This is a genomic window from Ignavibacteriota bacterium (assembly GCA_016716225.1).
Classification (GTDB): Bacteria; Bacteroidota; Ignavibacteria; order Ignavibacteriales; family Melioribacteraceae.
The window spans coordinates 1,505,544-1,532,491 of sequence record JADJWT010000001.1 but is presented as its reverse complement, the minus strand read 5'-3'; the positions used below and the strand labels follow the sequence as shown (position 1 = coordinate 1,532,491).

General features: G+C 28.9%; 22 protein-coding genes. 17 read left to right on the top strand and 5 right to left on the bottom strand.

Annotated elements, in window-relative coordinates; translation table 11 throughout:
• Nucleotides 1-148: 148 nt before the first annotated feature.
• On the bottom strand, nucleotides 149-2,755 hold the full coding sequence (locus tag IPM32_06490) for a valine--tRNA ligase (protein ID MBK8944909.1): 2,607 nt from the start codon (nucleotides 2,753-2,755) through the stop codon (nucleotides 149-151).
• A gap of 263 nt (nucleotides 2,756-3,018) precedes the next feature.
• Here IPM32_06490 and IPM32_06485 point away from each other — a divergent pair, with 263 nt between their 5' ends.
• Entirely contained in the window at nucleotides 3,019-3,192 is a 174-nt protein-coding gene (locus tag IPM32_06485) for a hypothetical protein (GenBank protein MBK8944908.1), read from the top strand.
• Here the strand turns inward: IPM32_06485 and IPM32_06480 are convergent.
• Entirely contained in the window at nucleotides 3,189-4,856 is a 1,668-nt protein-coding gene (locus IPM32_06480) for an undecaprenyl/decaprenyl-phosphate alpha-N-acetylglucosaminyl 1-phosphate transferase (protein ID MBK8944907.1), read from the bottom strand. The genes IPM32_06485 and IPM32_06480 overlap by 4 nt on opposite strands.
• A gap of 83 nt (nucleotides 4,857-4,939) precedes the next feature.
• Nucleotides 4,940-6,979: a polysaccharide biosynthesis tyrosine autokinase gene (locus IPM32_06475; protein ID MBK8944906.1), complete on the bottom strand. Its 2,040-nt coding sequence runs from the start codon at nucleotides 6,977-6,979 to the stop codon at nucleotides 4,940-4,942.
• 170 nt (nucleotides 6,980-7,149) lie between these two features.
• On the opposite strand from IPM32_06475, the gene IPM32_06470 reads away from it, so the two are divergent.
• From IPM32_06470 to aroE, 13 genes are all read left to right on the top strand, one after another.
• Entirely contained in the window at nucleotides 7,150-8,817 is a 1,668-nt protein-coding gene (locus IPM32_06470) for a PAS domain S-box protein (GenBank protein MBK8944905.1), read from the top strand.
• Nucleotides 8,818-8,819: 2 nt separating this feature from the next.
• Entirely contained in the window at nucleotides 8,820-10,244 is a 1,425-nt protein-coding gene (locus tag IPM32_06465; protein ID MBK8944904.1) for a sigma-54-dependent Fis family transcriptional regulator, read from the top strand.
• A 127-nt stretch (nucleotides 10,245-10,371) separates the two neighbouring features.
• On the top strand, nucleotides 10,372-11,862 hold the full coding sequence (locus IPM32_06460; GenBank protein MBK8944903.1) for an OmpA family protein: 1,491 nt from the start codon (nucleotides 10,372-10,374) through the stop codon (nucleotides 11,860-11,862).
• Nucleotides 11,863-11,995: 133 nt separating this feature from the next.
• Entirely contained in the window at nucleotides 11,996-12,385 is a 390-nt protein-coding gene (locus IPM32_06455; GenBank protein MBK8944902.1) for a transcriptional repressor, read from the top strand.
• Complete coding sequence (locus tag IPM32_06450; GenBank protein MBK8944901.1) at nucleotides 12,373-13,212, top strand: zinc ABC transporter substrate-binding protein; 840 nt, start codon at nucleotides 12,373-12,375, stop codon at nucleotides 13,210-13,212. Before IPM32_06455 ends, IPM32_06450 begins: the two co-directional genes overlap by 13 nt.
• Nucleotides 13,209-13,934 carry an ABC transporter ATP-binding protein gene (locus IPM32_06445; protein ID MBK8944900.1) on the top strand — a complete coding sequence of 242 codons (726 nt, stop codon included), beginning with the start codon at nucleotides 13,209-13,211 and terminating at the stop codon, nucleotides 13,932-13,934. The genes IPM32_06450 and IPM32_06445 overlap by 4 nt, the downstream gene beginning before the upstream one ends.
• A gap of 8 nt (nucleotides 13,935-13,942) precedes the next feature.
• Nucleotides 13,943-14,749: a metal ABC transporter permease gene (locus tag IPM32_06440; protein ID MBK8944899.1), complete on the top strand. Its 807-nt coding sequence runs from the start codon at nucleotides 13,943-13,945 to the stop codon at nucleotides 14,747-14,749.
• A gap of 14 nt (nucleotides 14,750-14,763) precedes the next feature.
• Nucleotides 14,764-15,573: a prolipoprotein diacylglyceryl transferase gene (gene lgt / locus IPM32_06435; protein ID MBK8944898.1), complete on the top strand. Its 810-nt coding sequence runs from the start codon at nucleotides 14,764-14,766 to the stop codon at nucleotides 15,571-15,573.
• On the top strand, nucleotides 15,570-16,712 hold the full coding sequence (locus IPM32_06430; protein ID MBK8944897.1) for a PD40 domain-containing protein: 1,143 nt from the start codon (nucleotides 15,570-15,572) through the stop codon (nucleotides 16,710-16,712). Before lgt ends, IPM32_06430 begins: the two co-directional genes overlap by 4 nt.
• Before the next feature lie 27 nt (nucleotides 16,713-16,739).
• Nucleotides 16,740-17,168, top strand: coding sequence for a hypothetical protein (locus IPM32_06425; protein MBK8944896.1), 429 nt, complete (start codon nucleotides 16,740-16,742; stop codon nucleotides 17,166-17,168).
• 6 nt (nucleotides 17,169-17,174) lie between these two features.
• On the top strand, nucleotides 17,175-18,605 hold the full coding sequence (locus IPM32_06420; protein MBK8944895.1) for an NOL1/NOP2/sun family putative RNA methylase: 1,431 nt from the start codon (nucleotides 17,175-17,177) through the stop codon (nucleotides 18,603-18,605).
• A gap of 181 nt (nucleotides 18,606-18,786) precedes the next feature.
• Entirely contained in the window at nucleotides 18,787-20,202 is a 1,416-nt protein-coding gene (locus IPM32_06415) for a tetratricopeptide repeat protein (GenBank protein ID MBK8944894.1), read from the top strand.
• 2 nt (nucleotides 20,203-20,204) lie between these two features.
• The gene (gene aroE, locus IPM32_06410) at nucleotides 20,205-21,092 is read left to right on the top strand and encodes a shikimate dehydrogenase (GenBank protein ID MBK8944893.1); all 888 of its coding nucleotides are present in this window, start codon (nucleotides 20,205-20,207) and stop codon (nucleotides 21,090-21,092) included.
• On the opposite strand, the gene IPM32_06405 is transcribed toward aroE, so the two are convergent.
• Nucleotides 21,073-22,254 carry a pyridoxal phosphate-dependent aminotransferase gene (locus IPM32_06405; protein ID MBK8944892.1) on the bottom strand — a complete coding sequence of 394 codons (1,182 nt, stop codon included), beginning with the start codon at nucleotides 22,252-22,254 and terminating at the stop codon, nucleotides 21,073-21,075. The two genes, aroE and IPM32_06405, sit on opposite strands and share 20 nt — an antisense overlap.
• 83 nt (nucleotides 22,255-22,337) lie before the next feature.
• Complete coding sequence (locus tag IPM32_06400) at nucleotides 22,338-22,811, bottom strand: YbaK/EbsC family protein (protein ID MBK8944891.1); 474 nt, start codon at nucleotides 22,809-22,811, stop codon at nucleotides 22,338-22,340.
• A gap of 200 nt (nucleotides 22,812-23,011) precedes the next feature.
• Here IPM32_06400 and IPM32_06395 point away from each other — a divergent pair, with 200 nt between their 5' ends.
• Genes IPM32_06395 through IPM32_06385 form a run of 3 tightly spaced genes read left to right on the top strand, consistent with a single transcriptional unit; the run spans nucleotide 23,012 to nucleotide 26,947 of the window.
• Nucleotides 23,012-23,935, top strand: a complete 924-nt coding sequence (locus IPM32_06395; protein ID MBK8944890.1) for a hypothetical protein — start codon at nucleotides 23,012-23,014, stop codon at nucleotides 23,933-23,935.
• On the top strand, nucleotides 23,932-25,785 hold the full coding sequence (locus IPM32_06390) for an MFS transporter (protein MBK8944889.1): 1,854 nt from the start codon (nucleotides 23,932-23,934) through the stop codon (nucleotides 25,783-25,785). The genes IPM32_06395 and IPM32_06390 overlap by 4 nt, the downstream gene beginning before the upstream one ends.
• 10 nt (nucleotides 25,786-25,795) lie before the next feature.
• The gene (locus IPM32_06385; protein ID MBK8944888.1) at nucleotides 25,796-26,947 is read left to right on the top strand and encodes a serine hydrolase; all 1,152 of its coding nucleotides are present in this window, start codon (nucleotides 25,796-25,798) and stop codon (nucleotides 26,945-26,947) included.
• Nucleotide 26,948: the final 1 nt, after the last annotated feature.

Genomic DNA, 26,948 nt, shown 5'->3' with positions numbered 1-26,948 from the left:
CTCAGATTATGAACGTTTGTTAATATATAAAATTTAAACAAAATGAAAAATGTTTTTCTCTAAGAAATTTTACGAAAAATATTCACCACAAAGAACACAGAGTAAAACGAAGTTAATTAAAAAATGCCATCTTAATAAAATTTGAAAATTACGATAAATCGGAATATAAAGTTTTTAATTTACCTAATGAATTTTCCCAATCATTCTTTTTCGCCAGCTCTTTTTCCACAACATCTTTTGGTGCATTATTTACAAATTTTTCATTTCCCAACTTTTTTAAAACTCCCACCAATGCACTTTCCAATCTCTGAATTTCCTTTTGCAATCTTTCACGTTCAACATTTAAATCAATTATTCCTTCTAAAGGAATGTAAATTTCACAATTATTTATAACCGATGAAGCACTTGCAGTTGGTTTTGTTATATCTTTTCCAAATTTCAATTCATCAACTTTAGCTAATGATTTAATGTAAATAATTTGATCTTCTTCTAAATTTTCAGTTTTAATAATTGCAGAAATTTTCTTTGATGGAGCAATATTCATTTCGCCGCGAATGTTTCTAATACTTGTAATTATATTTTGCGTAAAATCCATTTTACTTTCTGCTTTTTCTGAAATTTTCATAGAATCAAATTTTGGGAAATCAGAAATCGAAATACTTTCGCCATTTTTTCTTTCTGAAATTAAATTCCAAATTTCCTCAGAAATATAAGGCATAAACGGATGAATCATTTTCAACATTTCTTCAAATAATTTAATTGCCCGCGAAAGTGCTGCAGATTTTATTTCTTCATTATTTGAGTAAAGTTTGTTTTTAATTAATTCAACATACCAATCGCAGAAATCATTCCAGACATAACTATAAAGAATTTTAGAAGCTGTGTTAATTTCAAACTTATCCAGTGAAGTTTCAAAATTATTTAACGCATTTTGAAATTTAGAATCAATCCATTCATCAACAAAATCAATATGTTTATTCATCAAAGTTTCATCAAGTTTAATATTTTCACTGTTCATCAAAAGAAACCTTCCCGCATTCCAAATTTTATTTGCAAAATTTCTTCCAAGTTCAACTTTATCTGTGCTGAATAAAACATCTTGTCCGAGTGGGGCAATATAATTTATTGTAAAACGCAAAGCATCAGCACCATATTCTGCAATTACATCAAGAGGATCGGGAGAATTGCCGAGTGATTTGCTCATTTTTCTTCCTTGAGAATCACGAATAATACTTGTGAAATAAACATCTTTAAACGGAATATCATTCATAAATTTCATTCCCGCCATAATCATTCGCGCAACCCAAAAGAAAATTATATCCGGACCGGTTACCAATAAATCAGTTGGATAATAATATTTTTGTTCATCTTCGGAAGTAAAAACGTCTTGAGCCCAAAGCCAGCTTGATGCCCAAGTATCTAAAACATCTTCATCTTGTTTCCAATTTTCTAAATCTTTGGGTGGATTTACATCACAGTAAATTTCTTTTGTGGTTTTGTGATACCAAACCGGAATTCTATGTCCCCACCAAAGCTGACGAGAAATACACCAATCGCGAATATTTTCCATCCAATGTTCATAAGTTTTTACCCAATGATTGGGATGAAATTTAACTTTTTCGTCTTTCACAACTTGTAATGCTGATTCTGCAAATACGTCCATTTTTAAAAACCATTGTTCGCTCAAATATGGCTCAATCGGAACTCCGCCTCTTTCCGAGTATCCAATATTATTTGTATAATCTTCAACTTTTTCTAAAAGTCCGAGTTTTTCAATTTCTGCAACTACTAATTTTCTTACAACAAATCTATCTTTATTTCTAAATCCTTCAGGAACATTTTCATTTGTTGAAGCATCTTCATTAAAAATATTTATCATTTGCAGATTGTTTCTTTTAGCCATTTCATAGTCATTTACATCATGCGCCGGAGTTACTTTTACTGCACCGGTTCCAAATTCCATATCGACATATTCATCACCGAAAATTGGAATTTCCCTATTTACAATTGGAAGCAAAACTTTTTTTCCAATTAGATTTTTAAATCTTTCGTCATTTGGATTTACCGCAATTCCGGTATCGCCGAGCATTGTTTCGGGTCTGGTTGTTGCAACAATTAAAAATTCATCTGAATCAACAATTGGATATTTGAAAAACCATAAATTACCGTTACTACTTTTGTAAATTACTTCCTCATCAGAAATTGCAGATTTTGAAGCCGGACACCAGTTTACCATTCTGTATCCGCGATAAATCAATCCTTCTCTGTAAAGTTTAACAAATGCTTCAATCACCTTTTTGTAATAATGATCATCCATTGTAAAACGTTCACGACTCCAATCGCAGCTTACACCAAGCTTACGTAATTGCTTAGTAATAATTCCACCGTATTTTTCTTTCCAAGCGTAACAATGTTTAAGAAATTCATCGCGACCAATTTTTTCTTTCTCAATTCCTTGATCTTTAAGATATTTTACGACTTTTGTTTCAGTAGCAATTGATGCGTGATCAGTTCCCGGAACCCAAAGTGCATTAAATCCTTTCATCCTTTTATAACGAATGTAAACATCTTGAATTGTGTTATTCAAAATGTGACCCATTGTTAGCATTCCGGTAATATTTGGCGGAGGAATTACAATTGTGTAAGGAATTTTGTTTTCATCAATTTGAGAAGAAAAAAGTGAATTTTCTTCCCAGAATTTATACCATTTGTCTTCAACTTCATTTGGATTATATGTTTTGGGAAATTCTTTCATGTATTTCTGATTTTTTATGAATAAATAAAATTGAGGTGGAAATATAGTTATAATTCACAAAAGTAATTTTATTCAATTTTAATTCGTTTGATATTTTATTCAAACTAGTTTTTTAAAATTTGGTTTTGCATCAAAATGAGATTTATTTTGAGATTTTTTTTGTTATTTCTCACTTATGAGTCATATTAAAGATTATTTACCCCATAAATTACTTAACTCCAAATTTAAACTGCCGATAGTAAATTAAAATTTGGAGAAATAACATGAAAGCTCGAGCAATATCAAATATTTCAGAATTTTATAAAGTAACAGAAATTTCAGAATTGAAATCAGAAACCTTTGAAGATGGCTTATTAAAAATAAATAGAATTAAATATAATTTGGGTTTAGTTTATTTTGCAGCAGTTACAATTTTATTAACTTCGTTGTTTATTTAATTCAAAGAATTTAATAAGAGCGTTACCAAAAATCCAATTGGTAACAAAAATGAAATGAGTGTTAATGCTAAAGTATAATTTTTATTTAAGTCAACAACAAGCTTGTACCAAATATAAAATATAAAAGATTCAAGAAGGCTCACACTTAAAAAATAATTCAAATCAAATCTTAAAATATTATTTACCAAAAAAGTTAAAAGCATAAAAACAATCATCGTTAAATCAATTCCGGTAAAAAATAATTTCCTTGTCATTAAAACTTTCCATCTAAATAAAATAATAAAAGCCAATAAGACTGTTAGTGAGTAAAAAGTAGCATTATTTACGGATCGAATAACTTGAGTTGTTACTTGATCACCAAATACAATTGGAAGACTTAATTTTGAGATAATAAAAAATATTGCAAAATTTATAAAAACATTAATTTCGCCAATTGACGAAGATTTTTTAGATTGAAATAATGCAATTACCAAAAGAATAATTGTCATCAGTAAAAGGAAAATTAATTCTCTTTGAGTAAGTGTTGTACTTATTGAAAAAGAAAATATAGAAATCAGTAGCATTAAAATTCCCGAAAGAAGCAATAATACCTTAATTAACTTACGAAGGTTTTTAATTGGAAATTCACGTGCGTTTACTAAAAACGAATTAATTTTTTCCGCTATATCAAATTTTCTTAAAATTGTTGGGAAAAATAAAAGCAGAACACTTGCAAGGAAAAATAGAAATGTAGCTTCAAGTCTGTAATCTTTAAGATAGATCAGTGATATAAAAATAAACCCAAGTGAAAAAATTTCTATTAGAAAAACAGTTGCTTCATGGCTTACAATTGTACTTTTAATAATATGATGTTGATGACTTGTGTCTCCGGAAAAAGGATCTTTACGATTCTTAATTCTTATTAAAAAGACTTTTACGGTATCAATCAACGGAACAGCAAGTAAAATTGAAACAAAGGTTAAATCTAAAACTGAATTGTGATAAATTATTGAAGTTAATGATGACAATAAAATTAGAAAAAATCCTAAAACAAGTGAGCCGGTATCACCAAGAAAAATGCTTGCCGGAAAAGCATTAAATCGTAAAAATCCTAAAGTGCTTCCAAGCAAACTTACCAACATTAACATTAGCAAAACATCTTCTTTTCGAATAGCTAAAATTAAAAGTACCGCAAAAATTAAAAGTGAAAATCCGCTTGCCAAACCATCCAATCCATCTAAAAAATTAATTGAATTTATTGTACCTATTATAAAAACAAGCAGAACTAAATAATCAAACGGCTGAGGAATAAAAATTCCGAATAACGAAACTTGCGTGTAATGTTTTTCCAAATAAAAAATTAAAATTACTCCGGAAATATTTTGAATTATAAACTTTATAAAGTTTTCCAATCCCATTACATCATCAACAATTCCCGAGAAAACCAAAATTGTTGCAGAAATTAAAATTAATTTTATTGATTCAAAATCATCAACAAATGCATTTAGCATTATCAAAACCATAAAGAAAATTATTAAACCTCCCATTCTGGGAATAACTTCAGTATGGATTTTTCGTCCGCCGGGAACATCAACAATTTTTGTTTTTCTTAAAAAATCAATTAAGAATGGCGTTAAAAAAATTGTTGTAATAAGACTTGTAAAAAATACAAGTAAATAAGTCATATAAGTTTAAATTCTTAAATTTCTAATTGAAAATTAATTATAAAATTATGAAATGTTGATTATTAAACTATGATTTAGATTATTTAAACATCATTTAGTATAATATCAAAATTAGAAATTCCGTTTTCTTCCAATAACATTTTTGTTTCAGAGATTTCGGAAAATTTTGTTTTTTTGGCTCTTACAACCAAAATTGTTTCATCAACATTTTGCCCTACAAATGTTGTTTCTTTTAGCGAAAGTAATGAAGCTGAATCATAAATTACAAAATCATACAAATCTTTTACAAGATCCATAAAATTTTTCATCCTTTCTGATGTAATTATTACTGACGGATTTTGAGGAAATTCTATACAAGTTATTATATCTAAATTTTTTATGTGTGTGTTTCTTATAATTTCTTCCAATTCTTTTTTTCTAAACAAGTAATGTGCTAATGAAGGTGTAGATTTTATTTTGAAAATTTTATCTTGATCGGGTTTGATTAAATCAGAATCTACAAGTAAAACTTTATTGTTGTTATTTGCCAAATAAACTGCAATGTTTGCAGCAACAATACTTTTTCCCTCTTCAGAATTACTGCTTGTAATTAAAATTGTTTTCAAAGGCTTTTCTAAATTTCCGTATTTGAAATATGCTTGAATATTAGCCAACGAATGACTCAATTTTCCTCGCTGTAATTCTTCTCCACTTTCTTCAGAAAGCTCAACAATTATTGGTTCGGCAGTTTCAATATGATTAAATTGTGCAATAATTTTATATCCGGATTCTTCAATTTCTTCCGCTGAACGAACAATATCAATATCTTCGGTTTTTCCTCTAAACGCTAAAACTAATGATGCAATTAACCCAAATAATAATCCTAAGAAAATATTTTTTGCCATATTCGGACTTACATAATCATCCGGAATTTCTGCATTTTTTATTGATTCAATCTCAGCGTAAAAATTATTTTCATCTTTCTTAAGATTTTCTATTTTGTCTTTAAGTTTTAAGCTTAAATTATTTGTAAATCTTTTTAATCGTAATTTTCTTGCGTTTTCAATCATTTCAAAAGGAATTGAATTAAACTTTTCTTCGAGTGAAGTCATAATTTCAAAAATTATTGATTGAACTTGTCCAATTGAACTTAATTTAATTTCCTCTTGATAAAATTTTACTGCAATTTTTTTCAAAAATTCTGAATTTTTAATTTCATTTCTTTCTGCAATATCATCTAAATATGAATTTATTGATTTATTCAAACTTGATTTGAAATTATCTAATTGATTTCTATCATAATCTGCCGGATCCCAAGGATATGAAAAATCAAATCCTCGTAATTTTTTTAAAATTGGATCCAGATAATTTTGAATTTCTATAATTTCAATTTTTCCTTTTAATTCCAAAAATTCATTATTGCTAATATTTGTAACATCAGAAATTATTTGCGGAAATTTGTTTTCAAGAAGTTGTCTTAATTTATTCTGCTGAGTTTGATAATATTGATTTTCTAATACAACATTTTCCAACTCCGATTCAAATTCTGCAATTTGTGTAACGGTTAAATCTTCCGATGCAGATAATGGATTTGGAATCTGCTGATCCATTGTAGCTAAATCACTTTGCAAAGATTTTTCCCTCTCAACAAGTGATTTGATGTAAAAAAGGTAAGATCCTTTATCATTTAAAACACATTCCAAACCAAAACTTTCTGCTACAGCATTTGCAATTTTTGCTGAGTTTTCTGCATCATCACCAAAGGCATTTATAATAAATCCGGTTGCTAAATTTTCATCATCAATTTCTACGGAATTTCTTAAATCATTTAGATTAATATTTATACCTTGAACCGAAATTGAATTTTGTGCATTTTCAAAAATAATATCAGAGTTTAGCAAAGAAATTTCATTGGTAAGCGAACCAGAATTACTTAATAAACCGCTGTTAAAAGTATTGTACTTAAAACTTATTGTTGCGCTTGATTGATATTCTTTTGGCATAAAAAAAGAAAAAATTGCCGCTAGCAAACCTCCGCCAAAAATTAAAGCTAAAATATTCCATTTCTTTTCTTGAAGTAAAGCAAGTCGTTTTTTTAGATGAATGTTTGATGAAAATGTTTTTTGAAGCTGATTTATGTTCATGGTTTTCTTTTAAATTGTGAATTCTAAATTTCTTATCAAATAAATAGGAAAAAATAATCGATTGTTAAAATTAACAATTTAATATCAGTTTATGTAATATTTATCACATTTCCAAATTCTTAAAAAAAAGTAATAAAATTCGATTATTAAAAAAAAGTGCATATTTTTAAGTGAATACAGAAAATTTAGCAAAATATATAAATTCTTCAAAAATAGAAGTTAGTGATTTAAAAACTCAAATAGATGATCTTCAGCATCAAATTAAAGAGCAAAATAAAATCATTAAACTTTACGGCGATATTTTAAATTCTTCATCAATTTCTACATTAATTACGGATGAATCCGGAAAAATAATTTGGGTAAACAATGCATTTTTGGAAACCACCGGATATTCCTACAATGAAGTAATAAATAAAAATCCAAGAATTTTGAAATCCGGCGAACATAATTCCAAATATTATAAAAAAATGTGGTCAACTATTTCAGCGGGAAATGTTTGGAAAGGTGAAATTATAAACAAGAAAAAAGACGGAAGTATTTATCATGAAAAATCTGTAATTACTCCAATCTTAAACGATAACAATAAAATTACAAACTATGTTGCAACAAAGTATGATATTACAAATCATAAAAAAATTGATTTTGCGCTTCACGAATCCTACATAAAATATGAAGAATTAGCGTATATTTTTAATCAAAGTCCAGCAATAGGATTTTTATGGTCAGCAAACGAAGTACGTTCCGTTGAATTTGTTACTGAAAATATTAAACAATTTGGATATACGCCATCGGAGTTTTACGCTCACAATCTCACATTTTCTGATATAATTTTTCCGGACGATAAAGAAAAAGTAAATAATGAAATTAAAGAGAAAATAAAAATTGGTAATGAACGAATTAAACAGCATTTCCGAATTTTAACAAAATCGGGTGAAATAAGATGGGTTGATTCATTTAGTTATGTTAGATTGGAAGACCAAAATTCCGTAACACATTTGCAAGGTGTAATTTTAGATGTAACAGAAAAAAAACTCGCCGAAGAAGAATCCAAACTTCAGCTTGAGCAATTAATGCAAGCAGATAAAATGATTGCATTAGGAACTTTAGTTTCCGGCGTTGCTCACGAAATTAATAATCCGAATAATTTTGTTTTGTTAAATATTCCGCTAATTGATAAAATTTGGAGCAACACACTTCCCATTTTAGAAAAATTTTATGAAGACAATGGCGATTTTAATTTGGGTGATAATTTAACTTTCTCAAAAGTTAAAAACAGTATGCCGCTATTGCTTTCCGGAATTCATGATGGTTCACATAGAATTAAAAGTATTGTTGAAGATTTAAAAAGTTTTGTGCGTAAGGATATTTCCAAATATGATCAAGATGTTGAAATAAATGATGTAATAAAAATAGCTTCATCACTTACTGCAAATTTAATTTCCAAATCAACGGATTCATTTAAAATTAATTTTGCGGATGAGCCAATTTATGTAAAAGGAAGCAAACAAAAATTAGAACAAGTTATAATAAATCTAATTGAAAACAGTTGTCAATCCTTAACAAATAGAAAACAATCCGTAACAATTTTCGTTAAAAAGGATTTAAAATATGCGATAATAAATATCGAAGATGAAGGGAAAGGAATTGAACCGGCGCTTGTAACAAAAATTACAGATCCGTTTTATACAACCAAAAGAAACAGCGGCGGAACCGGTTTGGGTTTATCAATTACATCAAAAATTATTGTGCAACATAATGGTTCGTTGGAATTTATTTCCGAACCAAATAAAGGAACAAATGCAATTGTGAAAATTCCTTTAATAGAAAATAAAATTTAATTATGAGCGATTTTAAAAATCCAAATAAACCTTTGTTAATTGTTGATGATGAAGTTCATTTACTCCATTCATTTGATTTAACTTTAAGCGAAGCCGGAATGAATAATTCTGTTTTATTCAGTGATAGCAGAGTTGTTGAGGAATTTGTAAGGAATAATCAAATTTCCTTAATTTTATTGGATTTAACAATGCCTTACATCCGCGGCGAAGAATTGTTGGAAAAAATTGCTCCGGATTTTCCAGAAATTCCAATTATTGTTGTAACCGGAGATACTGAAATTGAAACTGCAATAAAATGTATGAAACTTGGCGCATTTGATTACATTGTAAAACCGGTGGAGAATACAAAACTTATAAACGTAGTTACAAACGCCTTAAATTTAAAAAAACTCAGAGAAGAAAATAATTCTCTTAAAAGTAAGCTAATTACAAACACATTAGAAAATCCCGAAGCATTTGAAGAAATTAAAACCAACAATTTAAAAATGAAATCCATGTTTAATTACATGGAAGCTATTGCAATAACTTCGGAACCAATTTTAATTACCGGCGAAACCGGAGTTGGTAAAGAATTAATTGCCAAAGCTTTGCATAAATTAAGTGGAAGAACCGGAAATTTTGTAACAACAAATATTGCCGGATTGGATGATCAAATGTTTTCCGATACTTTGTTCGGACACAAGCGCGGTGCATTTACTAATGCAAACGAAGATAGAAAAGGTCAAATTGAAAAAGCTTCCGGTGGTACAATTTTTCTTGATGAAATCGGCGATTTAAGTTTCCAATCTCAAGTAAAATTATTACGACTTTTACAAGAAAAAGAATTTTATCCGCTTGGTTCCGATAATCCAAAATTTACTGATGCTTTAATAATTTTAGCTACAAATAAAAATTTAGCATCAATGGTAAATGACGGAACTTTTAGAAAAGATTTATACTACCGTTTAAATGTTCATCATATTACTCCAATTCCGCTAAGAGAAAGATTGGAAGATTTACCAATTTTAGTCGATCATTTTTTGGAATCTGCATCAAAAAGTTTTAATAAACGCAAGCCGACTGTTCCGCAAGAATTATATACTTTACTTTCCACATATAATTTTCCTGGAAATATTAGAGAATTAAAATCTATTGTTTTTGATGCGGTAAGTCGTCACAAATCAAAAATTATGTCACTAAATTCTTTCAAAGAACATATTTCGCCAAATAGCGATTTAATACTTTCCGAAATTGTAAATAATCATAACTCAAAAGTTACATTTGGAGAAATTCTTCCTACATTAAAAGAAGTGCAGAATTTATTAATTCAAGAGGCGCTTAATCGAACCAAAAATAATCAAAGTATTGCTGCAAAACTACTTGGAGTAACAAGACAAGCATTAAATCGGCGTGTAATTCAAGATAAAGATTCTTCCGAAATAAATTAACTTTTACAAAAAATCTGTGTATCAAAATAAGAAATATTGTTAAATTATATTGCAAATTTAAATTTAATTATACTAATTGTAGATTATTTTTCTCATAAATATACATTTATAAATTTTAGGATTTTTGATGACTAAAATATTTTGTCAATTTTTATTTACCATTTTGTTCAGCAAAATAATTTTTGCACAAAATAATTTTGGCACATATAATCCTTTTTCAAATAAAATACTTTTAACAGCTGGTACCGGAATTACAAAAGGCGAAACTGATTATCCAAATTCCGATTTTGGATATTTGGGAAAAGCAGAATTTACATATTTTTTGGAATCGCGAAATCCATTTTCCCTAGGTTTAAATTTTTCCGGTGGTATTTCTGTAGTTAACGGAAATGGAATTAAAAGTTACGCTCCAGAAAATTTTGAAAGTGCATTGATTTCATTGGGTTTGGGCGCTTCTTTAAATTATGCATTAACTCGTAATTTTGTTCCGTTCTTATCTGTTGGAATTCAATCATTATGGATTAATACTGATCAATATTCTAATCCGCAAAATCCGGATATTAAGTTAATTACAAATCGTTCAACACTTAATTTCCTTTCTGAAATTGGTTTCAGATATGTTGTTTCGGAAATAATTTCTCTAAATGCAAGCGTTGGTTTAAATTTTGTTAATGCAGATCATGTTGATGGTTTACACATAAACAAAACTAATAACGATTATTTTTCAACATTTAATTTTGGAATTTCATACGCAATTGATTTATCTGAAACAAACGATAAAGACAATGATGGAATAATTGACAATGATGATAATTGTCCTTATCAAGCAGAAGATTTTGATGGTTATGCTGATAATGACGGTTGTCCGGAATTTGATAATGATAGCGATGGATTAATTGATTCAAAAGACAGTTGTGCAAATGAACCGGAAGATTTTGACGGATTCGAGGATAAAGATGGATGTCCGGATTTGGATAATGATAACGACGGAATTTTAGATATAAATGATAAATGTGCGGATAGCAAAGAAGATTTTGATGGTTTTGAAGATGAAGATGGATGCCCGGATTTAGATAATGATAACGATGGAATTTTAGATGTTTTAGATAAATGTCCGCAAACTCCCGAAACATTTAACAATTTTGAAGATAATGACGGTTGTCCCGATTCTCTTCCAAAAGTTGAAATAATTGAAGAGCCCAAAGAAGAAAAACCAAAACCAGAAAATGAACAAAAAGTTGAAGTTCCGCAAATTGGAAATAAATCTCTAATTCCAAGTGAATTTATTCTTGATGGAAAAACAACATTTGTCAACGGTTCCCCTAAAATTAAAAACAATGCATATAATTATTTAAATCAAATTGCGGATCAAATAAAAAGTAACCCAAGTTTAAGGTGGAGAGTGGAAGGTCATATGGATAATTCCGGAACTCCGTTTGAAGTTAAAGCTTTATCCACAGCCCGTGCAAATGCAATTCTTGATTATTTAGTATCAAAAGGAATTTCACCCAACTCAATTGAAGCAGTTGGCTTGGGAGATCAATTCCCTATTTCATCAAATTCAACCGCTTTCGGAAGAGAAAAAAACCGCCGAGTTGTAATTAAAAGAGTTAAATAATTTTTAATTCTAATTGAACGAAATTTTATTTCTTGCAAAACGGAATGAAGTAATAATTCAATCTTCTATAAAACTACAAAATCCCTAACTGCAAATAATTTGCAATTAGAAATATTTTGATTAACTTTGGCTTATGGAAAATTTAATTTCAATTTTAAAAGAAAGCGGTGCAAAACTTACATCTCCCAGAAAAATAATTCTTGAAAAATTAAGCAAAACAAATCGCCCGTTAACTTTAAGGGAAATTTATGAAGAATGCAGTACTATAGATTTTGCAAGTGTTTTTAGAACTCTAAAATTATTTAGTGAAATTGGAATTGTAGAAGAAATAAATTTTGCTGATAATAAAACTCGATTTGAATTAAAAAATAGAAAACATCATCATCACGTAATTTGTTCTGAGTGCGGTGAAATTAAAGAATTGCCGCTTTGTTTACTTACGGAAATTGAAAAAATCACAGATTATAAAATCACAAAACACAGTTTTGAATTTTTAGGAATTTGTCCAAAATGCAAAAATTAAGAATAGCTATTTTTTTAATTCTATTAATATTTACAATAAATTGTTCTGAAAAGAAATCACAATTGCCGGAAGAAATTAAAGTTGCCGTTACACTTCCGCCGTTTGCAGATTTCGTAAAAAATATTGTTGCAGATCGTGCTGAAATAATTACTCTTGTTCCGCCGGGAACAAATGCACATTCGTATGAACCAACTCCAGGAGATATAAAAAATCTTCTGAATTCAAATATTTATTTCAGAGTGGGAAAGTCTTTCAAGTTAGAAGAAATAATTTTCAGCAAAGTTAAAATTGATACTTCAATTACTCAAACATTTGATTGTAGTGATGGAATTGAAATTATAAATAACGATCCGCATTATTGGCTTTCCCCAAAATTAGTCAAATCAATTACTGGGACAATGTTAAAAGTTTTGGTTGAAAAATATCCACAGCATAAAAATTTCTTTACAAATAATACAAATAGATTTTTACATAAATTAGATTCAATTGATACAAATATTTCTGCAATGCTTACGAATAAAAAAGAAAGATCATTTTTGGTTTATCATCCGGCGTGGACGTATTTAGCACAACATTATAATCTTCAGCAATTTGCAGTTGAGCATGATGGTAAATCACCAAAAGCTGATGAACTAAAGGAATTTATTGATCTTGCAGTTGAAAAAAATGCAAATACAATTTTCTTCGATCCGCATTTTGATAATGCTTCTGTAACTACAATTGCAAATTCCTTAAATATTAAAATTGAATCTCTTGATCCGCTTCCGGTAAATTATTTAGAAAATTTATCTCAAATCGGTAAAAAATTTGAAATGAGTTTAAAATGAGTTTAGCAATTGAATTACAAAACGTAACAGCCGGTTACAAGCAAAATTTATCAATAATTGTTGATGTAAATTTACAAGTAGAAGTAAAAGAATTCCTCGGAATTATTGGTCCAAACGGCGGTGGGAAAACAACTCTTTTAAAAGTTATACTTGGATTGATCAATCCCGCAAAGGGCAAAGTGTTGGTTGATGGAAAATTAAATAATTCGGATTACCAAATTGGTTACGTTCCGCAATATTCAAATTTTGATAAAACTTATCCAATTTCAGTAAAAGATGTTGTTTCAATGGGTGTTAAGAAAAATGATAATTTTCAACTTGTTGAATCTGCGTTAACAAAAGTAAATTTGCTGAATAAAATAAATGTTCAAATCGGACATCTTTCCGGCGGCGAACAGCAGCGTGTTTTAATTGCACGTGCACTTGCAACAAATCCAAAAATACTTTTACTTGATGAACCAACCGCAAGCATTGATACACAAACCGGAAATAATATTTACGAATTACTGACAGAACTTAATAAGGAAAAAACTATAATTTTAGTTTCTCATGATATTGGAGCAATTTCCCGCGCAGTAAAAAAAATTGCATGTATGAATAAAAAATTGGTTTATCATAATTCTAAAGAAGTTACAAAAGAAATGCTGGAAGAAACTTATCAATGTCCTGTTGATTTAATTGCGCACGGAGTTCCGCATAGAGTTTTTGATCATCACCATTAAAGGATTTTATGTTTGAAATTTTTCAATATGAATTTATGCAAAATGCAATACTGGCAAGCGTTTTAGCAAGTATCGCATGCGGAATTATAGGAACATATATTGTAATAAAAAGATTAGTTTTTTTAAGCGGAGGAATCTCTCATTCTGCTTACGGAGGAATTGGTTTAGGTTATTTATTATCGTTCAATCCAATTTATGGTGCAGTTTTTTCATCATTGCTTGGAGCTATTTTTGTTTCTGTTATGAGAAAAAATAAATTGGAAAATGAAGATACATTAATCGGAATTATTTGGGCTTTCGGAATGGCGCTTGGTGTTTTATTTATTGGACTTGCGCCCGGTTATGCTCCGGATTTGATGAGTTATTTATTTGGCAATATTTTAACAGTTTCTACAAGTGAATTAATTCTTATGGGAATTGCTGATTTAATAATTATGATTTTTGTTTCAATTTTCTTTAAGCAATTTCAGTCCATAACTTTTGATGAAGAATATTCAAAAACAATTGGGCTAAATGTTGATTTCTATTATTTGCTTTTATTCGTTTTAATTGCATTAACTTTAGTTTTGCTTATTAAATTAGTAGGAATAATTTTAGTAGTTGCACTTTTAACAATTCCCGCCGCAATAAGTAAAATGATTGCAAAATCTCTAAAATCCATGATGATTTTATCAATAATATTCGGCTTAGTTTTTACAATTTTTGGTTTATTGATATCCTATTATTTAAATTTACCTTCGGGCTCGGCAATAATAATTTTGTCGGTAACCGGATATTTTATTGTTTTTATAGCTAATAAATTTTTGAATAATTAGAAGAAGAAAAATTAATGATTACTTGGGATGTTAGTCCGGAAATAATTTCTTTGGGACCAATTCAAATAAGATGGTACGGAGTTTTATTTGCTTCATCTTTTCTTATTGGGTTTCAAATAATGACTAAAATTTTTGAAAAAGATAAAAAAAGTTCGAAAGATTTGAATGATTTACTTTGGTATGTATTAATTGGTACTGTTGCCGGTGCACGTTTGGGTCATTGCCTTTTTTACAATCCAGAATATTATTTAACACATCCTTTAGAAATTTTTATGACTTGGAAAGGCGGATTAGCAAGTCATGGTGCAGCAATTGGAATTGTTTCAGCTATTTATTTGTATTCAAAAAGAAAAAAAGATCAATCTTTTCTTTGGGTAATGGATAGAGTTGTTATCACCGTTGCTCTTGCCGGATTTTTTATACGAATGGGAAATTTGATGAACTCCGAAATAATTGGAAAACCAACCGATGTTCCTTGGGCTTTTAAATTTGTTAATGCTTATGTTACCGATCCAATGACACCGCGTCATCCTTCACAACTTTATGAAGCAATTGCTTATTTGCTGATATTTTTATTTTTATCTTACAAATACTGGAAATCCACTGAGAAATTGAAAGACGGAATTTTATACGGATGGTTTTTAATTTTAGTTTTTGGTGCAAGATTTATAATAGAATTTTACAAAGAAGCTCAATCACCTTTTGAAGAAACAATGATTTTAAATATGGGACAACTCTTAAGCATTCCTTTAATTCTTTGGGGATTGTATTTACTGTATTTCAATAATAAAACTCAACTCAATAATCTGAAAGAAAAAAAATGATACAAAAAATCTTGGTTACAAAATTTTTAATTATACTTTTTATTGCTTGCGGACAAAATGAAATTATTTATAATTCCGCAAATGATATTTTAAGATTTGAAGGAGAATTTCATTTAAGAAATATTAAACAATTAACTTTTGGCGGAAACAATGCCGAAGCTTATTGGAGTTTTGATAATAATCAATTGATATTTCAAAGTGATTGGGATTCAATAAATTCACAAGGATGTGATCAAATATTTATAATGAATGTGGACGGTTCAAAATTAAATTCCGGTGAAAAATATAAATTGGTTTCAACAGGAAAAGGAAGAACAACTTGTGCATATTTTTTAAAAGGTGATAAAAAAATTATTTATGCTTCAACTCACGAAGCCGATTCTGCTTGTCCGCAAACACCAATGTTTGTAAATGGAAAATATGTTTGGGCAATTTATAATTCATATGATATTTATTCCGCAAATGTTAACGGCACAGAAACAACAAAATTGATTGGCGGAAATGGCTACGATGCCGAAGCCACAGTTTCTCCCGATGGAAAATATATTGTGTTTACATCAACAAGAAGCGGTGATTTGGAGTTATGGCGATATGAAATATCAACTGGAAATTTATTACAATTAACAAATTTAGTTGGATATGATGGCGGTGCTTTTTTTTCAAATGATTCTAAGAAAATTGTCTGGCGCGCAAGTCGACCGGTTGGTGAAGCTGAAGCACAATATAAAGAATTGTTAGCGCAAAATTTAGTTGAACCAACGGCACTAAATATTTTCATTTCGGATATTGACGGAAAAAATGTTGAACAAATTACTGAACTTCCCGGTGCAAATTGGGCACCTTTTTTTCATCCATCCGATAAAAAAGTTTTGTTTTCATCAAATCATCATTCGCAAAAAGAAGGCGGAAGATTATTTGATATTTTTATGATTGATATTGATACAAAAGAAATTAAGCAAATTACACACAGCGGAACTTTTGATGCTTTTCCAATGTTTTCTCCGGATGGGAAAAAATTTGTTTTTGCATCAAACCGACAAGCAGACGGAAAACCAACGCGTGCAACAAATATTTTTGTTGCAGACTGGATTGACGATCCGGAACAAATTGATTTAGATTTTAAAACTTTGGTTAAATAAATATTTTCAAATAGTTTTTAAGAAATTATGTCAATTTCAGAATTTGAAAATAAATGGCTGAGTAAAATCAATTCGGAATTAGTAAAAATTTTTCCGGATGAATTCATTCAAAATTTAAATTTTACATTTTTGGAATTACCAAAGAAATCAATTACAAAAGGCACAGAAATTTTTGGAGTTTATGAAATTATTGATACCGACGGAAAAACTTTTTATCAATCAGAAAATTTAAATGAAATAAAATACATTCTTTATTCATGTAGAAATAATTCTCAAAAAATTAAATTAATTTCCGATAAAAGTTTGTTTGACAAAATTGTTCACGAATATGAGAAACATATTGATGAAATTTTGAAATTGATAGAATCGGATTACAAGAAATCTTTCCCAAATTCAAAAGATTTTATTAACATTTCTAATAAAATTTTTAAATTCGCAAATCTTACAAGGTATTAAAATATTTTGATTGAATTAAGCAGCAACATTTCAGATTATATCCAGCAAACTTTTGGAAATGAATTTTTAGAAAATTATAAATTGTTTGTCGAAAGCAAATATTTACCGGCAATCCGCTTCCCTATTTATGATGAAAATATTTCCATCACTTTAAAAAGTTTGGAAGAACAAGGAATTGAACTTGAGCAAATTCCGGAAATCCAAAATTCTTATTTCGTAAAAAAAGGTGATGACATTATCGGTAAAACAATTGAATACACTTTGGGAAAATATTACATTCAAAGTTTATCTTCAATGATTCCGCCGATGATTTTAAATCCGAATGAAACAGATGTAGTTTTGGATCTTTGCGCTGCGCCGGGTTCTAAATCAACTCAGCTTGCAGAAATTATGAATTACAAAGGAACTCTTTTTTCCAACGAACCAAACTTAAATCGTGTTAAAGCTTTAATTCATAACTTGGATAAAATGAATATTATAAACATGAGCGTTATTAAAGATAAAGGCGAATTGCTTAGCAAATATTTCAATAATTATTTTGATAAAATTTTAGTCGATGCGCCGTGCAGCGCTTTGGGTGTTGTACAAAAGAAGCAAGAAGTTAGCAATTGGTGGAGTGAAAAATCTGCAAACACAATTTCTGATCTTCAGCTTAGACTTTTAATTAGCGCAATAAAAATGGCAAAAGTCGGCGGAGAAATTGTTTACTCAACTTGCACATTAACTGTTGAAGAAAATGAATTTATTATTGATAAAGTTCTGAAAAAATATCCGGTTGAATTAATTGAATTTGATTTGAATTTAAAACACATAAACGGTTTTACGGAAATTAGAAATTATAAATTCGATGAAAGTTTGACTTTAACAAAAAGAATAATTCCTTGGGAAATTAAATCAGAAGGTTTTTTTCTTGCCAAGTTGAGAAAAATTTCACCAACGGAATCTTCAAAATTTCATCAAAATAAATTAAGTAAAAAAGTAATTGCAAATTCAAACAATCCAAAAATCAAAAATTACTTAAAAGAAATTTCCGATCACTTTGAAATTCCAATACAGCAATTTTCAAATTATAAATATTTAATTAATGGAAATGATATAAATTTTATAAATGTTGAATCTCAAGAATTTGATCCGGATTTTTTCCTTCGCATCGGAACTAAATTCGCAATCATTGATAAAAATAATTCGTTAAAATTACATTCTCATGCAGCTCAAATTTTAGGAAAATTTGCAAAAAAAAATTTATTTGAAATCACAAATGAAAATGATTTGAAAATTTATATGTCGGGTGGGAATATCAAATCAGATTTTACAGAAAACGGACAAAAAATAATAAAGTATAAAAATATGATATTAGGCACCGGAACAGCAAATGAAAATAGTTTAAAAAGTCAATTTCCGCGCTCAAAACGAACTTCAAATATCAGCATATTTTAGCAATTTAAAAATCAAAAAAATCAACAAAATTATTTTTCATATAACTAAAAATTTAAATCTTTTTCAAAAAATTTTTTTGTTATTTTGTTAAGCAAAATATTTATTATTCACACTTAAGAAACTAATTTTAATTTTATTGATTTAATTTATATAATCATTTCTTGGAAAAATTGGAGATTTAATGAATTTTACTGATGATTTGTTTAATGAAAATTCACTTTCTTTTTTAGATAACGAAAAACTCAAATCGAAAGTTCAAAAGTGTAAAGAATATGTAACAAAAGGACAAACAATTGCGTTTTTAGATAATATAGAAGAAACAATTCAACTTTGCATTGAATACGATTTTACAGAAGACGGAATATTTTTAACCGAAGCAGCATTGGAAATTTCTCCTTACAGTTCTGAACTTTGGCATTCGCGCGGAATATTTTTCAACAATTTATTTGAGTTTGAAAAAGCTTACGTTTGTTTTAACAAGTCGCTTTCGCTAAATCCCAGCGATGTAGAAACAATGATAAATAAAGCAATTTCGGAAGACAATCTTGGATTTTGGGATGAAGCTATTAAAACCTTGGATACAGCTCTTTCGTTAGAACCAAACAACGAAGAAATTCTTTTTAATTTAGGGATTTTTTACGAACGAAATGATCATTATGATAAAGCAATTTACTATTTTGTTGAAACATTAAAATTAGATGAAGAATATAGCGAGGCTTGGTACGAATTAGGATTTTGTTACGAATGTTCAAATCAATTTGATAAAGCAACTGAAGCATATCAGAAATTTTTAGATATTGATCCTTACAGTCCAAGTGGGTGGTATAATTTTGGAATTGTAAATTTAAAAACAGAAAATTATACTGATGCAATAAATAATTTTGAATTAGCAATTACTTTGAATGACGATTTTGTAAATGCATGGTACAATTTAGGTGTTGCATATGCTAAAAAAAATCAATTTAATGATGCAAAAAAATGTTTTGTAAAAGCTGGGGAACTTGATCCATTCGATTATTCAATTCCTTTAAATATTGCACAAAATTGCGAAGCAACCGGAGATTATGAAGAAGCATTCAAATATTTTAATGGAGCTCTGAAATTAAGTATTTCTTGCACCGAAGCTTACATTGGTTTGGGAAATTATTATGCAAGAAAAAATAATATACCTTTAATGATGGAATATTTTTCATTATTTATAAGATACACTTTGGCAAATAAAGAAGAGTATAATAATCATCATGAAACAGAAATTATGTTAACGGAATTATTTCTGGAAAAAGAAGAATTGGAATCTGAAGAAACAAAATCTCCAGAAAAATTATTTGAACTAGCTGAAGTATATTTTGAACTTGGAAGATGGAATGATTCAAAAAATATTTTTTCAGAATTGCTTGATAGCAATTATAATAAATCAGAAATTTTTTACGGATTAGCTTTGTGTAATTTTATGCTGAAAAAAAATGAATTTGCTTTAACAAATTTAATTAGTGCGTTTGAATCAAATCCCGGAATGGAAAATATATTTCTTGAAGATTTTCCTCTTTTGGATTCAACACAATTGTATATAAATATTTTCAATTCAATTTATTTTTAAAAATGAGTTTTATAAATAACATAGATTTCAACACAAAAATTGTAGGAATTCTCGGCCACCCGATAAAACATTCTCTTTCACCTATGATGCATAATTTTTGTTTTCAAAAACAAAATTTAAATTATGTTTATCTTCCTTTTGACGTTCCTACAAGCAATTTAAAAGGCGCTTTAAAAGCTTTAAATATGCTTGGAATAAAAGGATTAAACGTAACTCTTCCCCATAAAGAGAAAATTATTCAATTTATGGATCATGTTTCCGAAGAAGCTTCAATTGTTGGTGCAGTAAATACAATTGTTAGCGAGGGCAATCAGCTTTTTGGATACAACACAGATATTAATGGAATTGTTGAAACTTTACTTCCTTATAAAGATAATTTAGTAAAAAGTACAGCAACCGTAATTGGTGCTGGTGGTGCCGCAAGAAGTGTAATTTTTGCTTTAATAAGACATTTTAAAGTAGAAAAAATTAATGTTATAAATCGTACAGAAGAAAGATCCGAATCAATTAAAGATTATTTCAAGGATAAAATGCATTTTAATTCAATTTATTCTCATGAACTAATTGCAAAAGAAAACGTTGAAATTTATCAAGCATCAAATTTAATAATAAATACAACATCAATCGGATTATTCCCAAATAATGATGATACTCCTACTGATATTGCAGAATCATTCAATTCATCACAAATTATTTTCGATTTAATTTATAATCCTATTAAAACTAAATTTCTTCAAATTGCTGAATCTCAAAACGCAACTATTTTAGATGGATTAAAAATGTTTGTGATTCAAGGTGCAAAATCTTTTGAATTGTGGACTGGCTCGCAAATGGAAATTGATTCGGTTTATGATGAACTTAAAAATAAACTTAATTCAGATTCTGAATAAATTTTTTAATTCTTACAAACGCTTCTTTTAATTCATCCATAGATTTTGCATAAGATATTCTGATATAATTTTCCAAACCAAATTCGATTCCCGGAACAGTTGCAACATTTGCTTCATGTAAAAGTTTCAGACAGAAATCTTTAGAATTATCTATTGAAGTATATTTTTCTATCAAGTTTGAAATATCAATAAAACAATAAAATGCGCCGGAAGGTTCTACAAATGAAATAATTTCCATTTCAGATAAAGTTGAACAAATAAAATTTCTTCGTTTCTCAAAAATTTTTCTTTGTTCCTCAACTGTAACTTGAGAATAAGTTAAGGCAGTTAATGCAGCATATTGTGAAATAGTGCAAGCATTTGATGTACTATGGCTTTGGAATTTATTCATTCCGTTTACAATTTGTTTTGGAGCAAGAGCGTAACCAATTCTCCAGCCGGTCATTGCGTAAGTTTTAGAAACTCCGTTAATTATAATAATATGGTTTTTATATTTTGCTCCAAGTGATGCAACGCTAATAAATTCAGCATCATTGTATATTAATTTTTCATAAATCTCATCTGCAATTACAAAAATATTTTTTTCCATTGCGAGATTTAAAATATCCAATAATTCATTTTTAGTAAAAATTGAACCTGTTGGATTATTGGGGTTGCAAATAATTATTGCTTTAGTTTTGGACGAAATATTTTTTTCAATTTCTTCTTTTGTGGGATTAAAATTATTACTTCTTTTTGTTTCGATAAAAATTGGAACACCGCCGGAAAGTCTTACCATATGAGGATAAGAAACATAAAACGGTTTTGGAATTAATACCTCATCATTATTATTGATAATTGTCTGCAGAACATTAAACACAGATTGTTTTGCACCATTTGATACAATTATTTCTTCCGGAAAATATTCTGCATTATATTCTTTTAAATATTTTCCAGCAATTGCTGTTCGTAATTCCTTGATTCCGGTGTTTAGTGTGTACTTAGTTTTATTGGCAGAAATTGCTTCGAAGGCAGCTTTTTTTATATGTTCCGGAGTTGGTAAATCCGGTTCACCGACACAAAGATCAATTACATCAATTCCTTTTGATTTGAGTTCAATTGTCCTTGCGGCAATTTCCATTGTTCCGGAAAAAGTTATATTATCTATTCGGGATGAAATCATATACTTCTTAAATTTTTAAATTTAGTTGCTTAATATAGTATATGCCTCCCAAACGCCAAAGAAAAATTACTTATTAAATTTTCCTACGTTTTATACTTTGTAGAAAATCTAAGAATCTCCGGCTTAACAAGTTCTTCAAAATCAGAATATTTCATTTTTATCAATTCAGTATGATTTCCGGCATTAAATAAAATATCTTCATCTTCAACTAAACTTGCGGCAACATAAGTTTCACAATTAAATAAATTTCCGAAAGGCGGCATTGCACCAACTTCACACCCGGGACACTTATCTTTAAACTCTTGCTCATTTGCCAATCTCACATTTTCATTTCCAATAGAATGCTTCAACATTTCAAAATCAATTTTGTATGAAGCCGGAAGAACGGCAAAAGCTAATTTTCCATTAATTTTTATTACAACCGTTTTGGCTAATCTGCGTCCTTCAATATGAGCAACCGCGGCAATTTCTTGAGCAGTATAGGCTTTCGAGTGTTTGATTGAAATATACTTGATTTCATTTTCATCAAGATAATTTCTAATAATTTGTGCTGGCATTTTTACCTCCTTTTTAATTTTATAAAATGGAGCACCAGAATAATTTCGAACAGTATTTTAAGATCGTGGGTTTTATAAATACAAAATAGATAATTTACTTTCGAGTATCAATAATTTTCACATTTCAAATTCTACAACATTTTTTGAACTTCATCATATTTTCGATAAGTTTAAAAATTATCTAAATCATTTTAAGTATAATGAAATATTATATTGGAATTGACGGCGGCGGAACAAAAACCAATTGTGTTTTATGTGATGAAAATTTAAATGTAATGTATTCCTCACAATCCGGACCATCAAATTTTTTAACCATTGGAACAAGAATTGTTTCGCACACTATTTTAGATTTAATAAAAAATTGTTGCGATGAAATTAAAATTTCTTCTACTGATTTAAGTGGAATTGTACTCGGGACAACTGGAGCCGGAAGAGAAAGTGATGCAAATAACCTAGAATCTACTGTCCTAGAACTTTCGCAAAACGAAAAAATAATTTTCCCAAAATTTAAAGTTATGAGCGATGCAAGAATTGCACTTGAAGGTGCATTTTCCGGAAATCCGGGAAGTATTTTAATTTCTGGAACCGGCTCAATTATGTTTGGGAAAGATGAAAATGGAAATATTCATAGGGTTGGCGGATTTGGAAGATTAATTGGAGATGAAGGAAGCGGTTACTCAATTGGAAAAAAAGGATTAAATATTATTTCAAAATATTTTGATGGTAGAGGAAAAGAAACTCTTCTTCAAAAATTGGTAGAAGAAAATTTTTACGTTTCAGATCAAAGCAAATTAATTACAAAAGTTTACAATAATGAATTGAATGTTCAAGATGTTGCACCTTTAGTTATTGAAGCTGCAAATAATGATGAACAGTGTAAAAATATTTTGGATGAAGAAACCAATGAATTATTGCTTCATATTTTAGCAATGCAAAAACACTTTGATAATGATGTAATGAAATTGGTTCTTATTGGCGGAATTATATCAAATGAAAATTTATATTCAAAAATGCTGAAAGAAAAAATTCAAAGTTTCCTTCCAACAATAAAAATTCAAAATGCGGAATTTTCTCCAGAAATTGGGGCAGTAATTTTGGCAAAGAAATTTTCTGAACAAATATGATTAAAGATAAATTAAGTAAAAATCCATGGAGTTGGATACCAAGTTTATACTTTGCCGAAGGAATGCCTTATGTTATTGTAATGGTTGTTTCTGTAATCATGTACAAAAGGTTGGGAATTTCTAATACAGACATTGCCCTTTACACGAGCTGGTTATACTTACCTTGGGTTATCAAACCTTTATGGTCTCCAATTGTTGATCTTTTAAATACAAAAAGATTTTGGATAATCACAATGCAGATTATAATTGGTGCCGGTTTAGCCGGAGTTGCATTCACAATTCCCGTTCCAAATTTTTTTCAATATACTTTAGCTTTTCTTTGGTTACTTGCTTTCAGTTCCGCAACACATGATATTGCTGCGGATGGATTTTATATGCTTGGATTAACAGAAAATCAACAAGCTTTTTTTGTCGGAATAAGAAGTACATTTTATCGAATTGCAATGATTACCGGACAAGGTTTGTTAATCATTATTGCTGGATATTTAGAAAGCTCAACCGGTTTGGGAAAAATAATTATTGAAGTAAAATCCGTTACCGAAAATATTAACTACGAAAATTTTATCGTTAATGAAAATTTTTCTAATGAAGAAAAAATTAAATTAATTATTTCGCCGCAAATTTTAGAAATTGAAACTGTAAATATTCCTCCAGAAAAATTAGATTCTGCAATTCAATTTGTATCAAACGAAAATGTTAAAAATGGTTATGAGGAAAATATTAAACAAATAATTTCTGAAGAAAAAAATAATGAAACTGAATCTTGGTGGAATAAATATGTTTTATCCAAAATTGAAAAAATTATTGTTGAAAATTTTGGCAAAAAAGAAATTGTTAAATCGCTAAACAGTCAAACCGGTAATTACGGAATTTCAAAATTGTCACTATCAAAATCTCCAAGCGAAAACGAGCAAATTGTTGTAAATATTAGTGAAAGTTCCGGCGATAAAAGTATTATGCTCGTTAAAGGTGCAAGATTTATTTTTACAAAACGCAATTGGAATAAGCCGGCATTGATTCTTTTTCAAATTGACCCAAAATTGAAATCTGAAACCTCAGCAACATTTAGCGCAATTTCCGGAAATATTCCACTTGCATGGACAATCACTTTTATAATTTTAGCAATTTTGTTTTTAGTGTTTTTCATTTATCATAAATTTATTCTTCCTTATCCCAAATCTGATTTTATAAATAATTCCAATGATAAAAATGTATTTAAGGAATTCTTTAAAACTTTTGCACTTTTCTTCAAGAAGAAAAACATTGGTGTAATTTTAACATTTCTTTTAGTCTACAGATTAGGTGAATCACAACTTTTAAAATTAGCATCACCATTTTTGTTAGATTCAAAAGATGTCGGCGGACTTTCGTTAACGACCGGTGAAGTTGGTTTTATATATGGAACAATCGGAATTATAGCTTTGGTTATCGGAGGTTTATTGGGCGGATTTTTAGCCGCAAAAAATGGATTGAAATATTGGTTGTGGTGGATGCTACTCGCAATAAATTTACCTAATGCAGTTTATGTTTATTTATCGTATGCTTTGCCGGATTCAATATTTATTATTTTGACTTGTGTTGCCATTGAACAATTCGGTTACGGTTTTGGTTTTACGGCTTATATGCTTTATATGATTTATGTTTCCGATGGCGAACATAAAACTGCGCACTTTGCCATTACGACGGGATTTATGGCTTTTGGAATGATGATTCCCGGAATGATAAGCGGATGGCTTCAAGAATTAATTGGTTATCAACACTTTTTTATTTGGGTTATGTTAGCAACTATTCCCGCTTTCATTGTAACAAAATTCATTAATATTGATCCTAATTTTGGAAAAAAAATATAAAAGATTTTCTATGAAAAATTATATCAAACTTTCACTGTTTATAATTTCAATATTCCTATTTTTTTCTTGTTCATCAAAAATTGAAAAAGAATTCAATTTCGAAATTATTGATATGATTATGGAATCTGCGGTTATTGATTCTGTTTTTCCCGGCGCTGCACTGTTATTTGGAATTGATCAAGATATACTTTACAGCAAAGCTTTCGGACATTTTACATATGATAAAAATTCATCTAAAGTTCAACCAAATTCAATTTTTGATTTAGCTTCGGTTTCAAAAGTTGTAGGAACAACTTCAGCCGCAATGATTTTAGTCCAGGAAGGTAAATTAAATTTAGATGAAAAGGTTGTGAAATATATTCCTCAGTTTAACAATAATGGAAAGGATCAAATTACAATTAGGAATTTATTGCTTCATAATTCCGGTTTATCCGCATTCAAAAAATATTATGATATTTATTCTACTTCAGATGAAGTTATAAATGATATTATGAATTTAAGTTTAGAAAATCCTCCCGGTGAAAAATATGTTTACAGTGATTTAGGAATGATTATTATGCAAAAAGTTATTGAGAAAATTTCCAAAAAAACTCTTGATGTTTTCTTAAACGAAAATTTATTTACTAAACTGGAAATGAACCAAACAATGTATAATCCGTCAAATGAAATAAAAAATAATTGCGTTCCAACAGAACTGGATGATTTTTATAGAATGAGATTATTACAAGGCGAAGTTCACGATGAAAGAGCTTTTATGCTAAACGGAGTTGCGGGTCATGCCGGATTATTTTCTACAACGGAAGATTTATCAAAATTTACAATGATGTATTTAAATCACGGAATTTATAATAACGAAGAAATTCTTGATTCAAGATTAATTAAAGATTGGACGACAAAACAATCCGAGCAAAGCGATAGAGGTTTGGGTTGGGATACAAAATCTCCGGAAAAATCTTCATCCGGAAATTATTTTTCGATGAAATCATTTGGTCATACTGGATATACCGGAACTTCAATTTGGGTTGATAAAGAAACAAAATTATTTGTAATTCTTTTAAGCAACAGAGTTCATCCCAAAAGAACAAATACTAAAATTTCCGATTTCCGACCAATAATTCATGATGCAATTTTTAATTCAATATTCAGAAATTTAGAAAACTGAC

Bases quoted from the DNA above. Each gene is read 5' to 3' on its own strand.
- IPM32_06490 (MBK8944909.1), bottom strand. From the start codon at position 2,755: ATGAAAGAATTTCCCAAAACATATAATCCAAATGAAGTTGAAGACAAA.
- IPM32_06485 (MBK8944908.1), top strand. From the start codon at position 3,019: ATGAAAGCTCGAGCAATATCAAATATTTCAGAATTTTATAAAGTAACA.
- IPM32_06480 (MBK8944907.1), bottom strand. From the start codon at position 4,856: ATGACTTATTTACTTGTATTTTTTACAAGTCTTATTACAACAATTTTT.
- IPM32_06475 (MBK8944906.1), bottom strand. From the start codon at position 6,979: ATGAACATAAATCAGCTTCAAAAAACATTTTCATCAAACATTCATCTA.
- IPM32_06465 (MBK8944904.1), top strand. From the start codon at position 8,820: ATGAGCGATTTTAAAAATCCAAATAAACCTTTGTTAATTGTTGATGAT.
- IPM32_06460 (MBK8944903.1), top strand. From the start codon at position 10,372: ATGACTAAAATATTTTGTCAATTTTTATTTACCATTTTGTTCAGCAAA.
- IPM32_06455 (MBK8944902.1), top strand. From the start codon at position 11,996: ATGGAAAATTTAATTTCAATTTTAAAAGAAAGCGGTGCAAAACTTACA.
- IPM32_06450 (MBK8944901.1), top strand. From the start codon at position 12,373: ATGCAAAAATTAAGAATAGCTATTTTTTTAATTCTATTAATATTTACA.
- IPM32_06445 (MBK8944900.1), top strand. From the start codon at position 13,209: ATGAGTTTAGCAATTGAATTACAAAACGTAACAGCCGGTTACAAGCAA.
- IPM32_06440 (MBK8944899.1), top strand. From the start codon at position 13,943: ATGTTTGAAATTTTTCAATATGAATTTATGCAAAATGCAATACTGGCA.
- lgt (MBK8944898.1), top strand. From the start codon at position 14,764: ATGATTACTTGGGATGTTAGTCCGGAAATAATTTCTTTGGGACCAATT.
- IPM32_06430 (MBK8944897.1), top strand. From the start codon at position 15,570: ATGATACAAAAAATCTTGGTTACAAAATTTTTAATTATACTTTTTATT.
- IPM32_06425 (MBK8944896.1), top strand. From the start codon at position 16,740: ATGTCAATTTCAGAATTTGAAAATAAATGGCTGAGTAAAATCAATTCG.
- IPM32_06415 (MBK8944894.1), top strand. From the start codon at position 18,787: ATGAATTTTACTGATGATTTGTTTAATGAAAATTCACTTTCTTTTTTA.
- aroE (MBK8944893.1), top strand. From the start codon at position 20,205: ATGAGTTTTATAAATAACATAGATTTCAACACAAAAATTGTAGGAATT.
- IPM32_06405 (MBK8944892.1), bottom strand. From the start codon at position 22,254: ATGATTTCATCCCGAATAGATAATATAACTTTTTCCGGAACAATGGAA.
- IPM32_06400 (MBK8944891.1), bottom strand. From the start codon at position 22,811: ATGCCAGCACAAATTATTAGAAATTATCTTGATGAAAATGAAATCAAG.
- IPM32_06395 (MBK8944890.1), top strand. From the start codon at position 23,012: ATGAAATATTATATTGGAATTGACGGCGGCGGAACAAAAACCAATTGT.
- IPM32_06390 (MBK8944889.1), top strand. From the start codon at position 23,932: ATGATTAAAGATAAATTAAGTAAAAATCCATGGAGTTGGATACCAAGT.
- IPM32_06385 (MBK8944888.1), top strand. From the start codon at position 25,796: ATGAAAAATTATATCAAACTTTCACTGTTTATAATTTCAATATTCCTA.